The following is an 18,962-nucleotide window of genomic DNA, read 5'->3' as shown; positions in this document are numbered from 1 at the left end:
CCCTCAAGGAATAGTTGTCTTGTTTCTATCGCTCTTGCTGCTTATTTAGCGCCTTCGAGTGCTTTGGCTGCCAGTTCTACGAATCCGTTGACGTGGATGGATACACCGGAAATGGCATCGGTTTTGCCGTCTTCGGCCGTAACGATTGCTTGCGGATCTTGTTTTTCGATCAAGTACTGCTCGGCTTGATAAGCCTGCTCATGCCATTCAGACTGAGCGCCGCCTTTCTTCATGCCGTACTCCCCGGATTTGGAACGGGTCACTTTGTCGGTACCGCCGTCTTTGTGAATACCATTCCAGCTAACGGCTGCGATCTTGCCATTGATGACAGTTACGTCAACGGCTTCCTTCCAGCCGGAGTTGGCATCAAAGTCAGCCGCTTCCGCATGGTAGCTGCCGTCTTTGTATGGTCCTGCTTCGACAGGTCCTGCCGCGAGGGCTTTTGCTGCCAGTTCGGTAAATCCGTTGACGTGGATGGATACCCCGGAAACGGCATCCGTGCGGCCTTCATCGTTCAAGGTCAAGCCATCGACAGACTGCTGAGCCACGAGGTATTCCTCCATTTTGGCTGCCTGCTCATGCCATTCCGCTTGAGCGCCGCCTTTTTCCTTCATGCCATAGAAACCCTTCTCGGAAAAAGTCTTTTTGTCCAAGCCGCCGTCCTTGTGAAGTCCGTTCCAGTTGGCGCTGACGATTTTTCCGCCTTCGACTTGAATGGCTACGAGCTCCTTCCAGCCGGAATCTTCGGCAAACTCGCCTTCAGCGTAATACAAGCCGTCTTGCAGGGCTGTTCCTTCTTGTGCCGGTTGCTCCGTAGTTCCGCCATTATCCGTGTTTTGGCTCTCTGCCGGTTTGTCCGTGGTGGCAGGCTCTTGGTCTCCGTTGCCCCCGCAGCCAACGAGCAGCGCAAACATTAACATAATGGAGAGGGATAGAGAGAGTGTCCTTTTCATTCTGGTTTCCTCCTATAATTTTGTGAATTACTTCACAAATGTTGTTCTTGAGTTCATTTTATTCTTAAAAAGAATAGTTATCGGTGAAAAAAATCACAAATAGCAATAATGCTCCGGGTGTGGGACCACTTGAATGACTCCCGATGAGGGCTATTAGGCTAGATGATGCCTCGAATATCATCCAGCGAAGGGATCCCTTCACGATCCATCAGCTGAATCAGCTCTTCAGCCAGGGTATCGCCGGCTCGCAGGTTGATGAAGTTGAAGGTGCCGATCTGCACGGCTGCCGCACCTGCCATGATGAATTCGAGGATGTCCTCGGCACAGCTGATTCCGCCGATCCCAACGACCGGGATGGATACGGATCGGGCTACCTGATGAACCATGCGAAGTGCAATCGGTTTAATCGCCGGCCCCGATAATCCGGCATAAGCCCTGTCAAATACGCTTCGCCGTTCCCGGATATCAATCGCCATCGCTTGAATCGTATTGATAAGGGAAAGCCCGTCAGCGCCTTCGGCTTCGCACATTCGTGCCATTTCCTTCAAATCCCGTGCTCCGGGAGAGAGCTTGACGAGCAGAGGCAGCGCAGTAGCTCTGCGGACAGCCCGGACCACCGCTTGTGCCTGTTCGTTCTCAACGCCGAAGGCAAGTCCGCCTTCCTTGATGTTGGGGCAGGAGATGTTAAGCTCGATCATATCGATGGCACGCTTGCCTGCTGCCTGTAGCTTGAGGCTGGCTTCCGTAAGCAGCTCGGCGCCCTCCGTATATTCACGTAAGGTACCGCCGCCAAGATTGACGATGACCGCGGTCCCATGCGAGGCCATTTCGGATAATTCCGAATCCAGAAAAGCCCGGATCCCCGGATTCTCAAGGCCAATGCTGTTCATGATGCCGGATGGCGTTTCATAGAGCCGCGTACCTGTATTGCCGGGGCGAGGATTCAAGGTCAGTCCCTTGGAAACGATGCCTCCGAGCTTGCGAAGCGGATACAGATCCGCATACGGTTTGCCAAATCCGAAGGTGCCTGATGCCGCCAGTATCGGATTCGATAGCGGCACGCCTGCCAGTTCACAATCGATGGAGATCATTCCAATTCACCTCCTTCGCCGGGAAGACAGGACCATCGGTGCATACTTTGCGGCTCTTGCCTGCGGAAGTCACCGTACAGCTGTTGCATACCCCGATGCCGCAGCCCATTCGCTTCTCGACGGAGATGTGAAGCTCGGCGTTAGTACTCTCCGTTTTTTGGGCCAGACTGTGCATCATGCCAACCGGTCCGCATGCGAATATCGTGTCATAGCGGCTTGGGTCCACTGCATCAACAATGGTGCCGCCGGATTTGACGGTGACATTGCGGCTGATCTCGTGGAATCCGGTGAGTCCGAAAGGGACGCTGGTGTATCCCAGATATACGCTGGCATCAGGTATTTCCTTAGCTGCCAGCAGCAGTGGGGCTGCTCCAATGCCGCCTCCTACCAGTGCCGTCCGGCCTTGGGGCTCAGGAAATCCTTGCCCGAAAGGCCCCTCCAGCTGAATCTTGTCACCCGCTTGAAGCGCCGATAGCAGCCATGTGCCTGTTCCATGCACGCGATACAAGAAGGAAACGGAGTCCTCCGTCAGGTTATGAACGCTGATCGGTCGTGACAGCACGGGATAGGTATCCCAGCAGCGAAGCATGAAGAACTGCCCCATTCGTGCCGAATAGCTGCCTTGAATGGTAAGTCGATAGATGCGATGAGCCAGTTTGACATTTTGAATAACAAGGGCCACGTTCTCATTCTCCTCCCTTGGCGTACTTTATTTTCGCCCGCAATGTTCCTTGCTACAGTATCACAGACGGATAACGCTACCTGTGACATTTCTCATATTCGGGCGTCGGTCGGGATTGATACCTTTTGTATACATAACACTAGACCTAGAAAAGGGTGGGGATCCTACATGAGAACACTGGTAATCGTTGCACATCCGAGTCTGCAAACGGGATCACGGATCAATCGGGAACTAACCGAGACGGTGAGATCTATGGAAGATGTGACGGTGCATGACCTGTATCAACAGTATCCGGGTGGATGCATCGATATCGCGGCAGAGCAGCAATTGCTGCTTCAGCATGACCGAATCGTGTTTCAATTTCCCTTCTGGTGGTACAGCTCACCGCCCCTTCTGAAGCATTGGTTCGACCAGGTGCTGACCTTCGGATGGGCGTACGGTCCGGGCGGCGACAAGCTTCGGGGGAAAGAGTGGGGCGTGGCCGTGACGACCGGCGGAGCCGAAGAAGCGTATGGCAGCGGGGGATACAACCGTTATACGGTGGAGGAGCTGACACGGCCGTATGAAGTGACGGCCAGTCTGGTAGGCGCGGCGTACTTGCCGGTATTTACCGTCCATAATGCCATGCAGCTGACGGATGAAGAGCTGCGGCGTTATGCGGAGGATTTTGCCCAGCATGTAACAAATGTGGTGCGGTCCCGATAAGGAAGGTACACAAAAAGCGTGCGGATTCCTGCGTAGCGATCTTTTACGGTTTTACGAACAGCGAGGAAGGCCAAATGGTCGTTGCCCATACTTGAAACTACGGCCTGTTGAGGTTCCGTGGCCGTTTGGATAGGAAGAAATGAAGAGCTGTTTAATTAATGGATGGAATAGCTGTTTGAATAATTGAAAACTGTTGGAATAGCCGGACAGCTGAAGCTTCCGGGCTATTCGCTGTGGAGTCATACAGCGTGCGGTAAGGAGAGGCTTTACTGGAGCTGCTGTGATTTTATTTTTAGCGTGGGGCACAGATGCGCAGGCACGAATCATTTGTGATCGACAAGGACATGGAGCATCTAATTACTTGAGAAGTTACCGTTGCAATATGGGGAAGCTTATTTTATACTCGTATACATAGATTTACGATACATAGATTATCTAGGTATTGGAGTGATAAGAGAATGAGCATTAACAAAGAGCTGCTTAAGGGCAGCACCGTCATTTTATTGCTTACCGTGCTGAACAAGCGGGAAATGTACGGTTATGAGCTGATCAAGGAGATCGAGCAAAGCTCGGAGGGGGTATTCCTGATGAAGGAAGGCACGTTATATCCGATTCTGCACACGCTTGAAGCGGAAGGGTGGCTTGAATCCTCTTGGAGTCAGCATGATGGCCGAAAGCGTAAATATTACCGGATTACCGAGCTTGGGAAGGACCAGCTCCGTGAGAAGACCAAGGAATGGGTCAGGTTCCGCACGGCGGTAGACACCGTGATCGGGGAGGGTGGTTAGCATGCGACCGATCGAAGAATACAAGGTGGTGCAAGATTTTCTGGGCCGCGTGTGCAGGCAGGTGCGTGCCAGAGCCATGCATCCGGAAATCCGCGAAGAGCTGCTCGGGCATATTGAGGAGCGTACGGAGCTGCTGATGCTGGAGGGGAATGCCGAAGGGCCTGCGGTGGAGGATGCGGTAAAACAGATGGGGGTCCCGGAGGATATCGGCAAGAGCCTGCATCTGGCCCATCGGCCTCAGATGGATTGGAAGCTGCTGGTCCTGCTGGCCCTGCTCTCGATTATTGGACTGTTCGGCGCGCTGAGCGTGGACTATGCCGGTACGGAACACGTCACAGATATATTCGCAAGAAAAGCCCTGTTTCTGAGTATAGGATTCATCCTTCTCATCGCCCTCTATTTCCTGGATTACAAAAAGCTTAAAAAATATTCAGGATTTTTATTTTTCATCACGCTGTGCCTCATGGCGATGACGGAATTTTTCGGCTCAAATGTGAATGGGGCAAACCTATATCTTCACTTCGGGCCTATTGTGATTCCCATGCTGGGAACGGTTTCCGTCTTCCTTCTCCTATTTGCTGCGGCAGGCATGAAGCCTGCTAGCCAATGGGGACCATGGGAGGGGGTATTTCACATCCTGTATCGGGGTGTGCTGCCTATCGTGCTGTACAGTCTGAGTGGATCCATGGTGTATATGTTCATCTACTTGCTGGCGTTCCTGGTACTGACTTGGACTACCAAAAAGAATAGTAAACAATTTGCAGTATTGACCCTGCTGCCGTTTGCTGGATTGGCGGTTGTCCTGTTTACAAAAAGGAATTATCTCATGTGGAGACTGGAGGGGGTTGCAGATCGAGAAGGAGCCGGGGGCTACTTCATGCGGACCATCGCCGATGCCGTTTCTTCTGCCGGCTGGTTTGGTCAAGGTTTTGCAACGCCGAATCCGGGGATCCCGTTCGTTTACAGCGACTCCATATATCCCTATCTGATCTATTGCTTCGGCTGGATGTTTGGCATTGTGGTCGGGATGGTCGTTCTTTTGTTCCTCGCCAGAATGTGGAGCATATCCAATGTACTTCACGATTCCTACGGGAAAAATATCGTGACCGGTGTCATTGTCGTGTTGGGCCTGCGCCTGCTCATGCCGATCATTATGGGACTTGGCGTGGTACCGGTTGTGAGTCTGGATTTTCCATTCATCTCTTATGGCGGCACAAACAACATGCTGGACCTCGCTGCGGTCGGTATGCTTCTCTCCATCTACAGACGGAAGAACATGATTCCAAGCGAAGCGGGGGATGCGCCTCCTATGAGGGCGGCGTAATTGCAATGCTGATGTAGCCAGCTTATGTTATATCGAACAGGTTTATCGTACAACTTCTACTGTTTTAGCCCATCATGATTAGATAACTCTTTTCGAAGTTTAGGGAGAGTTATCTTTTTTTAAATTAACTATTGTAAAAGTATTCATCATTTAGCTAATGTAACCTGCCTATATATGCAAGATTATTATGGCGTGATGTCATTAAACTTCTGGAAGCTAATGCTGAATTATATTCTGTCAAGGAGGAACCACATGCGGCAAATGGAGGAGTATCAGATTGTTCGGCAATTTTTGGACCGTGTGTGCAAACAAGTTCGCACAAGACAAATGCATATAGAGATTCGGGAGGAACTGCTCAGTCATATCGAAGATCGGGTCGAGTTTTTGATGCGGGAGGGGAATACGGAAGAATCGGCCGTGGAGGATGCGGTAAAACAGATGGGGGTCCCGGAGGATATCGGCAAGAGCCTGCACATGGCCCATCGGCCCCAGATGGATTGGAAGCTGCTGGTGATGCTGGGGCTTCTTTTGATTATAGGGCTGGTTGGCATGTTGAGTGTGTATTACGGAGACGAAAGGTATTCCATCGTCCTTGCAGAGAGAAAGTTGCTCTACCTCGGAATCGGTGTTCTATGTATGACCGTTTTTTATTTTCTGGATTATCGGCAATTGAGAAAGTACTCGGCACCTGTGTTTTTCTTCGTCGTCCTTCTATTAGCCTTCTCGCTGTTATATGGGCAGTTATACGATATGAGAACTCCTTATATCAATATAGGTTTCATCGGCGTCAATATCATCACGTTCTCGCTGCTGCCGCTTCTGATCGCCTTAGCAGGCATGAAGCCTGCCAGCCAGTGGGGACGGTGGGAGACGGTACTGAACATCTTGTATCGCGGGGTTCTGCCAGTAGTTCTGTACAGCATAAGCAGCTCGATTATATACACGTACATTTATACGGTCGGGTTTCTTGTATTAACTTGGAGAACGAGCAGAAGCCGAAAACAATTTGCCTTGATTTCTGTGATGCCTCTTGCGGGGTTATCCATTTTTCTCTTCACTCGCATGGATCATTTACTGCTCAGGTGGAGAGAGTTCGTGAATCCGTCAGCCAAGGAATTGTGGTACATGGGGAATAACGCTGAGACGATCCAGGCAGCGGGCTGGTTTGGACAAGGATTTGGTGAAGTTACACCGAAGATCCCTTATGTCCTGTATGAAAACGTGTTTCCTTATCTGATCTATTGTTTCGGGTGGATGTTCGGGATTGCGACAGGAGTGCTGATTCTTCTATTCCTCATGAGGATATGGAACATTTCTGCGGTCCACCAAGACATTTATGCTAAACACATCTCTTCGTTACTGATCGTTGTTTTTGGATTCCGCTTGCTCTGGCCTATGTTAATGGGATTGGGTGTTTTTCCAAAAGTTACATTAGAACCGCCATTCATCTCCTATAGCGGGATGAACCAAATCATGGACCTCGCTGCGGTCGGCCTGCTTCTCTCCATCTACAGACGGAAGAACATGATTCCAAGCGAAGCGGGGGATGCGCCTTCTGTGAAGGCGGCGTAATTGCTGTGGAAGATCGTCTTTTGTTATACTGATGGGCATATATACTCACGATGAGGTTAAAAGGAGACGTATATGAACCTGTTAATAGCAGATGACGAACAGCACATGCTTCATATTTTGAAAGCTTATTTCGAAAAAGAGGGGTTTACTGTCTTTCTTGCCCGGGACGGGGAAGAGGCGGTCGACCTCTTTTATCATCATAAGATGGATCTGGTCATTCTCGATTGGATGATGCCCAAGCGGAGCGGGATTGAAGTATGCAGAACCATTAAACAGCTTGGCCATACGAAAGTTCTGCTGTTAACCGCTAAAGGCGAGGCGGACGATGAGTTTGCGGCTTTGCAGTCCGGTGCGGATGATTATGTACGGAAGCCGTTTGATCCCCGTATTCTGCTGCTGCGTGCCAAGAAGCTGCTGCATTTGAACGCCAAGGTCGTGATCGGGAACGTGACCGTGGATTTGGAGGAGCAGCGGATTTACCGCGGGGAACAGGACGTGATGGCTACGCATAAAGAGTTCGAACTCATGAAATATTTTCTGGCGAACAAAGGCCGGATTCTGTCGAGAAAAATGCTGCTGGATCACGTATGGGGCTTTGATTATTTTGGCGATGAGCGCACCGTGGATACCCACATCCGGCGGCTTAGGGAAAAGATCGGCGAGTCATGCATTCAGACCCACCGCGGGATGGGATACAGTCTGGATGATCGCCTATGAGCAAATTAAGCAAAAAGCTGATCATCCGCATTACGCTGGTGCTCTCCGCCGTATTCATCGTGTCTCTTGCCTTAAATACGTATTTTCTCCCGAAATACGTGTTATACCAACAGAAGCAGAAGCTCGCGGAAGTGAGCTCCCATGTGCTGTCGATGGAAAAGAAGCGGCTCTTGGAGGAAATAGCGGAGCTGGAGCAGACCTACCGGGTTACGATCGTTTATGCGGATCTGGCGGAGAGCGAAGATCAGTTGAATGACCGCCTCAAGACGCGGCTGAATGAGAAGCGGATTACGCTCAGCCGCTTTTGGCTGACTACGGACAACATCGATACGTTGCGGGAAGGCGGAAGGGTTAACAAAATATACGACCAACCCAAATTAAAATCGAACTTCCTCGTCAATTTTTTGCCAATGGAAGGGAATGTTGTTGCCGTTGGAGAGTCCATTCCGTATACGTCTGACACCATCTCGATGGTTAATCAGTTTAATGTGTATATTTGGAGCGGGGCCCTGGTGGTGCTGATCCTGCTGTCCGTGCTGTTTACGACGCGAATCGTCAAGCCGCTGGCGAAGCTGAATGAAACCGCCGAAGCGATTTCCAACCTGACCTTTACAAAAGCGGACATTCGCACCGGTGATGAGGTGGAGGAGCTGGCCGAGCGGATTAACTCAATGAGTACCAAGCTGGAGAGTGCCCATGTGACACTTGAGGGGAAGAATGAGGAGCTGCGCAGGTTTATTGCCGATATTTCACATGAGCTAAGGACACCGTTAGCCTTGATCAAGGCGTATGCGACAGGCATTCAGGATGGACTTGACGACGGAACCTATACGGAAATTATACGAAACAAAACCGATGACATGACGGAGATGGTTGATCGTCTCCTGTTATTCTCCAAGCTGCAGGTCGAGCCGTATACGCATGCTCCTGTTGAGATTCGTCAGCTGCTAACCGGGATATTGGATACGTACCGCTTATCCTTTGAACAGCAGGGTTTAAGCGTGCAGTTTGAGGATTTGCTGCCGCCAGAGGGCGGCATGGTGATGGCCGACGAGGCCAAGCTGGCCTCGGTGTTTCACAATCTGCTGACAAATGCCATGAAGTATACCGCGGATGAAACCATCCGGGTTAGGGCAGAGCGCAGGGTGGGTGTTTTTCATTTCGAAATCACCAACGCAGTAGGACCGTCTGCAAGATCTCCAGTCGATTGGGATCACGTATGGGAGCCGTTTTATGTGATGGAATCCTCGCGCAGCAAGTTATACAGCGGCACAGGCCTAGGCCTGTCGATTGTACGGACGATTCTGGAGAAGCATCATGCCATCTATGGGGTCCGTCCTGACGCAGATGAGGTGACCTTCTATTTTTCCCTGCCGTTCATGGATCATCATAGCGATCCTGAAATCGTTCGTTCGTGAGGAGGATCGATTAGAGCCAATGCATCAGCCGTGAGGCTGTTGTATTGGCTTTTTTTGCTGCTGTCACATTGATGTAACAGAGGGGACCTAAGATGTAGTCATCACCGAGAGAAAGGGATGACACCCATGATTCATAAACTGCCGAGTCTGCTGCTGAGCCTGTTTTTCCTGCTAGTGGTGCTGCTGCTGTATGTGGGGCACCGAGTTCTGGGATAAAGAGAGGAAGAGGCTGATATGAGAATGCTGGATCACGACGGAGTGCAGGCAAAAGCTGCTGCAGCGGGAATGGGCAAATCACCTCGCCCACTCCGTGTCATCGTTTGGATTGTAATCGGAATGCTCCTGCTGACTGCCGGGACTTATTATTATGCTACGCAAATAGAACCGAGCCGACTGACGGTGACCCATCATACGGTGGAATCGCCGAACCTGTCGCAATCTTTTCATGGGATCAAAATCGCCCAGTTCAGTGATACTCATCTTGGCGAAAGCTATTCGAACCGCCAGCTGCGCCAACTCGTTCAGCGATTGAATCGGGAGAAGCCGGATTTGGTCGTATTTACGGGCGACTTATTTGATTCGGTATGGCGAAGTCCGGCGAGCATCAAGGAAGTACCGGATATTCTGTCCGAGATCGAGGCGCCGCTAGGCAAATTCGCCGTTTATGGCAATCACGACCGCGGTGGCGGGGGGAGCCGCGTGTACCAGGAATATATGAAAAAGGCAGGGTTCCGCGTGCTTGTCAACGATACGGCAAACTTAACGCTCGGCAGCGGAGAGACGATGACCGTTGCGGGCCTGGACGATTATCTTCTGGGTCGGCCGGACGCTGAAGGTACACTATCCGACCTGAGCGAAGATCACTTCAATATGCTGCTTGTGCATGAGCCTGACGTAGCGGATCGCTTGCTTGGGTATCCGATTGACCTGATTCTGTCTGGTCACAGCCATGGCGGTCAAGTGAATGTGCCTGTGCTGGGAGCATGGATCAGGACTTCGCTGGCGGACAAGTATATAAGCGGGATGTACGACTTATCCGGCTCAGAGCGGGAAGCACGGTTATATGTGAACCGGGGCATCGGCACAACACGCTTTAAAATCAGGCTGGGCAATCCGCCGGAAATCTCGGTATTTACGCTTCATTCCGGGGCCGGTTAATAGCTCCGTGCATTAAAAAAAGCGAGATGATGGTTCTCTCGCTTTTTTCGTGGCGCATTTATCGTGTGGTGTCTGGACAGCCATTCAAGCATGCTCTGGACCACGCGCATCCTGCACACTTCCGTCATTCGGCCCGAAGTGGTGAACAGGGCTACACCATTTCCAGCGCACCGGCGGCAATCTCCTCGATATAGTGGCAGGCTGCTTGATGGCCGCTGTTCTGCTGAAGCACTTCCCGAAGCGCTGGGGCTTCGGATCTGCATAGGTCCCTGGCATACATGCAGCGAGTGTGGAACCGGCAGCCGTCAGGCGGATTGATTGGGGATGGAACATCCCCTTTCACGATGATTCGTTCCTTCTTGCGCTCGGGATCCAGCGTCGGGATGGCGGATAGCAGGGCGCGGGTGTAGGGGTGCTGCGGCTGCTGGAAGAGCGCGCGCTTATCCGCGATTTCCACAATTTTTCCCAGGTACATCACGATGATCCGGTCGGAGATATGGCGTACAACCCCGAGATCATGGGAGATGAACAGGTAGGTGAGCTTGAACTCGGTTTGCAGCGATTTCATCAGATTGAGTACCTGTGCCTGGATCGAGACGTCGAGCGCTGAGACCGCTTCATCGCTGATGATCAGCTTGGGATTCACGGACAGGGCACGGGCGATCCCGATCCGCTGTCGCTGCCCGCCGCTGAATTCATGGGGATAACGATTGGCTTGATAGGAAGCCAGCCCGACCGTCTCCAGAAGTTCGATGGCACGGGACCGGCGGTCCTTCTTCGGCACGACATTCTGAATGTCCATCGCTTCTTCCAGTACCTGCAGCGCGGTTTTTCTGGGATTCAGCGACGCGTAGGGATCTTGAAAAATCATCTGCAAGTCTTTGCGCCTTCGGGTCATCTGCGTTTTGTTCAGGGAGAGCAGATCCGTCCCTTCGAACAGCACCTCGCCGGAGGTCGGTTCATCCAGCCTTAGGATGGCCCGGCCCGTGGTGGATTTGCCGCAGCCGGATTCGCCCACGATACTGACGGTTTCCCCCTCATGCACAGAGAACGAAATGTCATCCACGGCCTTTACGACATTGACGGTGCGGCCAAGGACGCCGCCCTTGATCGGGAAATACTGCTTGAGATTCTTGACGGTTAACAGCTCTTTGCTCATGGGAGAACGTTCACCTCGCTTTCGGTCTGCCATTGATCCGTGTATATCCAGCACCTTACCTGCTGATGGTCATCCAGTGCCTGGAGGTCAGGCAGCTTGTCATAGCACAGCTGGGCGGCGTGCGGACAGCGCGGCGCAAACCGGCAGCCATCCTGCGGATCATAAGGGCTTGGGACGGAGCCTTTAATCGGCTCAAGCGTTTCTTTATCGACATCATGCCGCGGCAGCGAGTTCATCAGGCCGACGGTGTAGGGGTGCTTCGGGTGCTTGAACAGGGTCCGCACATCGGTATATTCCACCACTTTTCCGCAGTACATGACCGCTACGTCATCACAGGTTTCAGCTACAATGCCCAGATCATGTGTGATAAAAATAATCGACATTTGCAGCTTCTGCTGCAGTTCCTTCATCAGCTCCAGTATTTGAGCCTGGATGGTCACGTCAAGCGCCGTGGTCGGCTCGTCTGCGATCAGCAGATCGGGGTTGCAGGCCAGCGCCATGGCAATCATGACACGTTGGCGCATACCGCCGGACAGCTGGAAGGGATACTGGCGCACTCTTTTTTCCGGGGAGGGAATGCCCACCAGCCGTAACATGTCGACGGCTTTGTCCATGGCTTGTTTTTTGCTCAGATTCTCATGAATCTGATACGCCTCTGCAATCTGATCGCCAACGGTGAAGACCGGATTGAGCGAGGTCATCGGCTCCTGGAAGATCATCGAGATTTGGTTGCCCCTTAATTTGCGCATCTGCCGGTCCGATTTATCGAGCAGATTCTCTCCGTTATATAGGATTTGTCCTCCAACGATTCGTCCCGGATGAAGGATCAGCCGCAGGATGGACAAGGACAATATGCTTTTGCCTGAGCCGGATTCGCCAACGATCCCGAGTGTCTTCCCCTTACGTACGCTCAGGCTGATATCATCCACCGCTTTGACTTCTCCCAGGTCGGTGAAAAAAGAGGTCTGCAGGTTCTTGATCGTAAGCAGATTTGATGCGTGCTGTTCCATCTTCATCATGGTCTAAGCTCCCTTCGCTTTCAATTGATCTAACGGTATTTGCGATGTTGGCTCGGAGCGGCACGATGTTGGGCTAATCATGATTGTATGTCCCAAAATCCCGAAACAAAGTAATTTCAGTAAATGCGGCTCCTTCGTTAGGTTAATGAGGATTTGGTATCTAATGTTGGTGTGCAAAAGGCTTCCCAATAGCTCAGTTTGTCTCAATTAGGGGTAGCTGTGGACCGTGGTTCCGCTATTTGTTGGTTTTTAGCCATTTAGTAGCAGTATGAGGACACCAGATCCGCTATTGCGAGATATTCCGGGATTAATCCGTGGTTTTGAGTAGATTAACGGATCGTGTGTCCGCAGGGGCTCGAAAATAGGTCGATTCTCGGCAAATAGCGGATCGTGTGTCCGCAGGAAATCAAGAACAGGCTCGCTCCTCGGATCGTGTGTCCGGTGTTGGATTAAATGCCCCAAAGTTCCAAAACAACTAATTCAACTAACCAGGGGTGTATGTTCCCAAGTCCCGAAACAGTACGATGTTGGGCTACTCATGAGTATATGTCCCGAAGTCCCGAAACAAAGTAATTTCAGTAAATGCGGCTCCTTCGTTAGGTTAATGAGGATTTGGTATCTAATGTTGGTGTGCAAAAGTCTTCCCAATAGCTCAGTTTGTCTCAATAGGGTAGCTTTCGGACCGTGGTTCCGCTATTTGTTTGTTTTTAGCCATTTAGTAGCAGTATGAGGACACCAGATCCGCTAATGCGAGATATTCCGGGATTAATCCACGGTTTTGAGTAGATTAACGGATCGTGTGTCCGCAAGGGCTTGAGAATAGGTCGATTCTCGGCAAATAACGGATCGTGTGTCCGATGCTGGATTAAAAGTAACAAAGTCCCGAAACAAATTAATGAGTAGCAGTATGAGACACCAGATCCGCTATTGCGAGATATTCCGGGATTAATCCACGGTTTTGAGCAAATAACGGATCGTATGTCCGCAAGGGCTCGAGAATAGGGCGATTCAGAGCAAATAGCGGATCATGCGTCTGCGCAGCACCCCAGAAACAGGCCATTCCTCAGCAAACAGCGGATACTATGTCCGCACAGCACCCCAGAAATAGATCAAGTCCGGCAGGCAGCGAGTAGGGGGTCAATTGGAATCCTAACCAGATCAATCAATCGAAATCGATGCGCTTGTTGAAGTATCGGTAGGATATGTCCACGAGCAGATTGACAAGCACGAACATGACCGAGAGCACCAGTACCGTGGCCTGCACAACGGGAAAATCCCTCGCCCTGATCGAGTCGATCACATAGCGTCCCATGCCGTTCACGGCAAAGACGGACTCGGTCAGCACCGCCCCGCCGAGCAGGCCTCCAAATTCAAGGCCGATGACCGTAATGACGGGAATCATGGCATTTTTCAAGGCATGCCGGTAGACAATGATGCGCTCCCGGACACCCTTGGCACGGGCGGTGCGGATGTAATCCTGACCGATAACCTCCAGCATGCTGGAGCGGGTCATTCTGGCGATAATCGCAGCGCCGCCTGTCCCGAGCGTGATCACGGGAAGGACCGTCTGCGACCAGGTGCCCCAGCCGGAAGGGCGGAACCAGCCCAAATCTACGGCAAAATACTGAATCAACATGAGCCCCAGCCAGAAGTTCGGCATCGACAGCCCGAACAGGGCGATGAACATGACGCCGATGTCGGCAGGCGAGCTTTTTTTAACGGCGGAGATGATGCCTGCCAGAATGCCAAGAAATACGGCCAGGATCGTACTGTAGATGGCCAGCTCGACGGTGATCCAGAACCGGCTTTTGAATATTTCATCGGCGATGGGACGGTTGCTGCGGATTGAATCGCCGAGATCTCCTTGCAGCAAACCGCTGACATAGTTCCAATACTGCAGTGGCAGCGGATCGTTCAATCCCAGATTTTCGCGGATTTTCTCAACCTGCTCTTTAGGTGCCCCTTCCCCAATAATGACCTGCGCCGCATCCCCCGGGATGAGGTGCATCAGCAGAAAGACAACAATGGTGACGCCAATGACGACAGGTATCGTCTGAATAAGCCTTCGAATGGAATAGATGAGCATGGCCCGGCAGCTCCCTTCATTATTTTTTCATTTTCGGGTCAAGGACATCTCGCAAGCCGTCACCCAGCAGATTAAATGCGATGACCACGACAACGATCGACAGGCCGGGGAACAGGGCGACATGAGGGTGATCCATAATATAGTTGCGCCCATCATTCAGCATGGCTCCCCATTCCGGTGTCGGAGGCTGGGCGCCAAGACCGAGGAAGGAGAGACCGCTGGCGGTCAGGATGGCAACCGCAATCCGCAGCGTAGCTTGCACGATGATGGGGGATGTAATATTCGGCAGAATATGTCCGAAGATGATGCGGCCGTCGCTCGCGCCAAGCGAACGCATGGCATCGATATATTCGAGCTTGCGGACGGCAAGCGTGGAGCCTCGGACGACTCTGGCAAAAGTGGGAATCGAGAAGATGCTGACTGCAATGATCACGTTAAACAGGTTTTTTCCAAGAACGCTTACAACCGCCAATGCTAGCAGAATGCCTGGAAATGCCAGCATGACATCAGTAATTCTCATAATGAGAGTATCCCATTTGCCGCCGTAATAGCCTGATATGATTCCGAGTACGACACCAAAAGCAGCTCCGATGATGACGGAGATAAAACCGACCGAGAGTGTGAGGCGCATGCCGTGGATAATTCGTGTGAATATATCTCTTCCGTTGTGATCCGTACCGAACCAATGGGCAGCAGAGGGTTTGAGCAGTTTCGTAGAATAGTCTACTTTGGTCGGATCATACTGGGTGAGCAAGGGGCCGATGACAGCGACAATAATCATCAGCAGGAGAAAATAACCCCCCCATAAGGCCGCTTTGTTTTTCCTCAGACGGTGGTAGAAAGATTTCCATTGTACGAGGCGGGTTCCATGATTACCGGATTCTTGTGGTCTGGCATCAGCGGTCATGTTATGCACGTGAAATCATCCTTTCTCAGAGTATGGATATCAGAATTGGTGTCGTAGAAACGGCAAGTAAATCTGGCTTCTTCTGGTATAAATATCAAATAGTAAAATATATGTTAACTGTGTATAAAATATTTTCCTATTTTGATTGAGAAGGGGGAGTTTGTTTCACATGGCAGGTAATAGAAGATTAAGGTGGCTTGTCTGTATCTTGGTCATACTTACCGTAGTGCTCTCAGCGTGCAATAGTTCAAGCAAGAGCAGTAATCCCGAAACGCCGTCAAATAACAGCAATACACCGGCTCCGGAGACAGGCAGCAAAGATCCCGCCGAGGGGACGACCGAAGCCGGTGCGAATGAGCTTGTGATTGCCTGGCTTTCTGATCCGCCATCCATGGACCCTCATATGTCGACGGACCAGCAAACGAGTGTAATGACAACACATATCTATAACACACTGGTGATTCATGATAAGGACCTGAACATTCAGCCCGGGCTGGCCGAGAGCTGGAAAGCAATCGATGAGCTGACATGGGAGTTCAAGCTGAGACAGGGAGTAAAGTATACAGACGGCTCCCCATTCAATGCCGAGGTCGTAAAAGCGAACATAGAGCGCATGCAGGATCCGGACGTAGCCTCTCCGCGAGCCTCGCTTGTCGCCATGATTAAAGAGGTCAAGGTTATTGACGAGTATACGGTGCAGTTCGTGACCGAGTATGCCTTCTCGCCGCTGCTTGCGCATCTTGCCCATTCCGCGGTCAGCATGGTGAGTGCAGAGGCCATCAAGCTGGATTATGACAAGCTGAAGGCAGGTGAGAAAGCCGGCACGTACCTTGCACAGAATCCAGTAGGTACGGGCGTCTTCAAGTTAGAGAGCTGGAACCCCGGGCAGGAAGTGAAACTTGTCGCAAATGCCGATTACTGGGGGGATAAAGCGAAGGTGGATCGGGTGACGTTCAAGGTCGTAAGTGAAGAAGGGACGCGGATCGCCGAGATCGAAACGGGATATGCGCACATTATAGATCCGGTGTCGCCAAGCAGCATCAGCCGCGTTGAAAGCACAGACGGCATGTCGTTGAACCGTCAAGCCTCGCTGAGCTTGTCTTATATTGGATTTAATAACGATAAGAAGCCGTTTAATGATGTGAAGGTAAGGCAAGCCTTGTCCATGGCCATCAACAAGGATGAGATCATTTCGGGTATTTATGAAGGGACGGGAATTCCTGCCGTGGGTCCGCTGGCACCGGACGTAAACGGCTATGATGCCACCGTAAAGCCGATCGAATATAACATAGACAAAGCAAAGGAACTGCTGAAGGAGGCCGGGTACGAGGGAGGTTTCTCCACAACCATCTGGACCAACGATAATCCGGAGCGCATCAAGGTTGCCGAGTATGTACAGTCCAAGTTGAAGGAATTGAATGTCGATGTCAAAATCGAAGTGGTGGAGTGGGGCGCTTATCTGGCCCAGACAGCAGAAGGCAAGCATGATATGTTCATCTTGGGCTGGTCTACGGTAACGGCTGATGCCGACTACGGCATGTATGAGCTGTTCCATTCCAAAAATGTAGGGGAGCCGGGCAACCGTACCTTTACGAAGAATCCTGAACTGGATAAACTGCTGGATGCAGGTCGCAAGGAGAACGATCCTGAACAGCGCAAGGCAATCTACAAACAGGCGCAAGAGAAGCTGGTTGAGCTGGCCCCGATGTTGTATATCCACCACCAGGAGTATTTAAACGGAGTCAGCAGCAAGGTCGAGGGCTTCTGGAGACATCCAAACGGTATTATGCAGCTGCATAATGTGTCAATTCAACCATAGTGGTTTTATGAAATTTTCATAGTTTTGACCGGTTTTGATCTACAGAGGAGTTTATAGTGAGAGAGGCCGCCATTGGGCGGCCTCTTTGTTGGTTCTCTAAGAGAACCAGCATAAGCAAAGGGAACAGGTAACCGAACCGATCTAACATTGTTGAACTCTAAAAGCAAGAATCGAGATCGGTCAGCGACATCGTAGAAATTTTGGGAAATGGCCAGCCGCAAGTGCGTTGCCATCTGCGGATATTGAGTGAGGCAGGGCCGGTGATTGTCCTTAAGCCAGCTCTGATTCCCGGTACATACGGATAAGCAGGTCACGGCGATGTCATCGTATGGCCTGCTTCTTGGCTTGTATAAGCAAAGAATTTCCTGCTTAAGCGATGATCCCCATCAATTATTTTCCATGCCAAAACTCGTCCAAACAAAATAAGTAAATTTTATTAAAAATAAAACCATGTTATATTAAATTTACTAACGCCTTTGGAGAGGGGATAGGACGCATGAGTGGTTTGAAGGAAATTGCAAGGCTCGCGGATGTCTCGGTGTCTACAGTGTCGAATGTACTTAACGGACGCAAGAACGTGGGCCAGGATACGAGGGAGCGGGTGCTGAGATTATGCTCGGAACATGGCTATTTTCCACATAAGGGGACCAAATCCGATAAAAGCAACACGATTATATTCGTATTCAGCGACTTTGATCGCGATTATTATTTAAAAATCATCAAGGGCATCAGCCATTGCCTGACGGAGAACGGGTATGACCTCATCATCTGCACGAATAAATCCAGCACGAATTTCATGCGCAGCAAATTTGCAAGCGGTACCATAAGTCTGGACCGGAATATGACGGACGAATATTTGGTCTCTGTAGCTACGCCTCAATTTCCCGTTGTTCTCATGGACCGGATTATCGATAACGAGTATGCCAACACCAAGAGCGTGATCGTTGACAATTACCCTGTGATGTGTGAGATGGTTCAGGCTTTGGTGGATAAGGGGTTCAAAACATTTGGATACATCGGCGGGCTGGAGTTTACTTTGGACCATAAGGAGCGGTACGCCGGATTTATAGATACGCTTGCGAAGAACGGGATCGTCTTTGATCGCCGCAATTACTTTCATGGCGACTACAGCGAGGAAAGCGGATATCAGGCTGCCAAAATCCTGGTACTGAGTAACGCCTTGCCAGAAGTGCTGGTCTGCGCGAATGACAACATGGCTCTGGGCGCGATTAAAGCGCTGGAGGAGAATGGATTGCGGGTACCGGAGGATATCTCGATCACCGGATTCGACAATTCGGATGCGGCGGCCATGGCCGGATTGACCACGATTGCCATCCCCCGTTATGAAAGCGGTTATTTAGCGGCGAAGGAACTGTTGGAAATGATCAAGGGCACCACGGGCAGGGAACCCTTTAAACTGAATGCCACCATCCAGTGGCGGAAAACAGTAAAATAAAACGCAGGGAATTTAACTAGTAAAATATCTAATATTTTACTAGTTTTTTTACTTAATATTTTTATGAAAACGCGTACAATTTTTATTGACAATCTAGATAAACCGCCA

At 51.0% G+C, this 18,962-nt stretch carries 16 protein-coding genes and 2 pseudogenes; 11 read left to right on the top strand and 7 right to left on the bottom strand.

Annotated elements, in window-relative coordinates:
* Nucleotides 1-41: 41 nt before the first annotated feature.
* The 3 genes from WDY75_RS28680 to WDY75_RS28670 all read right to left on the bottom strand — a co-directional run bounded on the left by WDY75_RS28680 (nt 42) and on the right by WDY75_RS28670 (nt 2,726).
* On the bottom strand, nt 42-953 hold the full coding sequence (locus WDY75_RS28680; RefSeq protein WP_063478384.1) for an FMN-binding protein: 912 nt from the start codon (nt 951-953) through the stop codon (nt 42-44).
* A gap of 158 nt (nt 954-1,111) precedes the next feature.
* Complete coding sequence (locus WDY75_RS28675; RefSeq protein WP_063478385.1) at nt 1,112-2,044, bottom strand: dihydroorotate dehydrogenase; 933 nt, start codon at nt 2,042-2,044, stop codon at nt 1,112-1,114.
* The gene (locus WDY75_RS28670; RefSeq protein WP_063478386.1) at nt 2,025-2,726 is read right to left on the bottom strand and encodes a dihydroorotate dehydrogenase electron transfer subunit; all 702 of its coding nucleotides are present in this window, start codon (nt 2,724-2,726) and stop codon (nt 2,025-2,027) included. The genes WDY75_RS28675 and WDY75_RS28670 overlap by 20 nt, the downstream gene beginning before the upstream one ends.
* A gap of 168 nt (nt 2,727-2,894) precedes the next feature.
* Between WDY75_RS28670 and WDY75_RS28665 the strand changes: the two genes are divergently transcribed.
* The 8 genes and pseudogenes from WDY75_RS28665 to WDY75_RS28635 all read left to right on the top strand — a co-directional run bounded on the left by WDY75_RS28665 (nt 2,895) and on the right by WDY75_RS28635 (nt 10,408).
* Nucleotides 2,895-3,431 carry an NAD(P)H-dependent oxidoreductase gene (locus WDY75_RS28665; protein WP_063478387.1) on the top strand — a complete coding sequence of 179 codons (537 nt, stop codon included), beginning with the start codon at nt 2,895-2,897 and terminating at the stop codon, nt 3,429-3,431.
* Nucleotides 3,432-3,889: 458 nt separating this feature from the next.
* On the top strand, nt 3,890-4,219 hold the full coding sequence (locus tag WDY75_RS28660; RefSeq protein WP_063478388.1) for a PadR family transcriptional regulator: 330 nt from the start codon (nt 3,890-3,892) through the stop codon (nt 4,217-4,219).
* 1 nt (nt 4,220) lies between these two features.
* Nucleotides 4,221-5,543 (top strand): FtsW/RodA/SpoVE family cell cycle protein, encoded by a 1,323-nt coding sequence (locus WDY75_RS28655; protein ID WP_063478389.1) that lies wholly within the window; start codon nt 4,221-4,223, stop codon nt 5,541-5,543.
* Between the two features lie 252 nt (nt 5,544-5,795).
* Nucleotides 5,796-7,115: an FtsW/RodA/SpoVE family cell cycle protein gene (locus WDY75_RS28650; RefSeq protein ID WP_063478390.1), complete on the top strand. Its 1,320-nt coding sequence runs from the start codon at nt 5,796-5,798 to the stop codon at nt 7,113-7,115.
* 72 nt (nt 7,116-7,187) lie between these two features.
* A pseudogene (locus WDY75_RS30845) lies at nt 7,188-7,533 on the top strand (response regulator transcription factor); the annotation flags it as partial.
* Nucleotides 7,534-7,625: 92 nt separating this feature from the next.
* A pseudogene (locus tag WDY75_RS30840) lies at nt 7,626-7,832 on the top strand (helix-turn-helix domain-containing protein); the annotation flags it as partial.
* Nucleotides 7,829-9,250 carry a sensor histidine kinase gene (locus tag WDY75_RS28640; protein WP_063478392.1) on the top strand — a complete coding sequence of 474 codons (1,422 nt, stop codon included), beginning with the start codon at nt 7,829-7,831 and terminating at the stop codon, nt 9,248-9,250. The pseudogene WDY75_RS30840 and the gene WDY75_RS28640, both read left to right, overlap by 4 nt.
* Before the next feature lie 234 nt (nt 9,251-9,484).
* Nucleotides 9,485-10,408, top strand: a complete 924-nt coding sequence (locus tag WDY75_RS28635) for a metallophosphoesterase (RefSeq protein WP_331000338.1) — start codon at nt 9,485-9,487, stop codon at nt 10,406-10,408.
* A 151-nt stretch (nt 10,409-10,559) separates the two neighbouring features.
* Here WDY75_RS28635 and WDY75_RS28630 read toward each other — a convergent pair whose 3' ends face one another.
* The 4 genes from WDY75_RS28630 to nikC all read right to left on the bottom strand — a co-directional run bounded on the left by WDY75_RS28630 (nt 10,560) and on the right by nikC (nt 15,588).
* Nucleotides 10,560-11,567 carry an ABC transporter ATP-binding protein gene (locus WDY75_RS28630; RefSeq protein ID WP_063478393.1) on the bottom strand — a complete coding sequence of 336 codons (1,008 nt, stop codon included), beginning with the start codon at nt 11,565-11,567 and terminating at the stop codon, nt 10,560-10,562.
* The gene (locus WDY75_RS28625; protein ID WP_036644147.1) at nt 11,564-12,577 is read right to left on the bottom strand and encodes an ABC transporter ATP-binding protein; all 1,014 of its coding nucleotides are present in this window, start codon (nt 12,575-12,577) and stop codon (nt 11,564-11,566) included. Before WDY75_RS28625 ends, WDY75_RS28630 begins: the two co-directional genes overlap by 4 nt.
* Nucleotides 12,578-13,748: 1,171 nt before the next feature.
* Nucleotides 13,749-14,672: an ABC transporter permease gene (locus tag WDY75_RS28620; RefSeq protein WP_006207784.1), complete on the bottom strand. Its 924-nt coding sequence runs from the start codon at nt 14,670-14,672 to the stop codon at nt 13,749-13,751.
* Nucleotides 14,673-14,691: 19 nt separating this feature from the next.
* Nucleotides 14,692-15,588, bottom strand: coding sequence for a nickel transporter permease (nikC, locus tag WDY75_RS28615; protein WP_036644070.1), 897 nt, complete (start codon nt 15,586-15,588; stop codon nt 14,692-14,694).
* Nucleotides 15,589-15,748: 160 nt separating this feature from the next.
* Between nikC and WDY75_RS28610 the strand changes: the two genes are divergently transcribed.
* The 3 genes from WDY75_RS28610 (at nt 15,749) to WDY75_RS28605 (ending at nt 18,854) form a co-directional block, all read left to right on the top strand.
* Nucleotides 15,749-17,398, top strand: coding sequence for a glutathione ABC transporter substrate-binding protein (locus WDY75_RS28610; RefSeq protein ID WP_036644067.1), 1,650 nt, complete (start codon nt 15,749-15,751; stop codon nt 17,396-17,398).
* Nucleotides 17,399-17,598: 200 nt separating this feature from the next.
* Nucleotides 17,599-17,703 (top strand): hypothetical protein, encoded by a 105-nt coding sequence (locus tag WDY75_RS30835; protein WP_231887984.1) that lies wholly within the window; start codon nt 17,599-17,601, stop codon nt 17,701-17,703.
* Between the two features lie 191 nt (nt 17,704-17,894).
* Nucleotides 17,895-18,854: a LacI family DNA-binding transcriptional regulator gene (locus WDY75_RS28605; protein WP_036644065.1), complete on the top strand. Its 960-nt coding sequence runs from the start codon at nt 17,895-17,897 to the stop codon at nt 18,852-18,854.
* Nucleotides 18,855-18,962: the final 108 nt, after the last annotated feature.

It is taken from the genome of Paenibacillus glucanolyticus, assembly GCF_037333485.1.
In the GTDB taxonomy this organism is placed as follows: Bacteria; Bacillota; Bacilli; order Paenibacillales; family Paenibacillaceae; genus Paenibacillus_AQ; species Paenibacillus_AQ glucanolyticus.
This window is presented reverse-complemented; position numbering and strand designations above follow the sequence as displayed.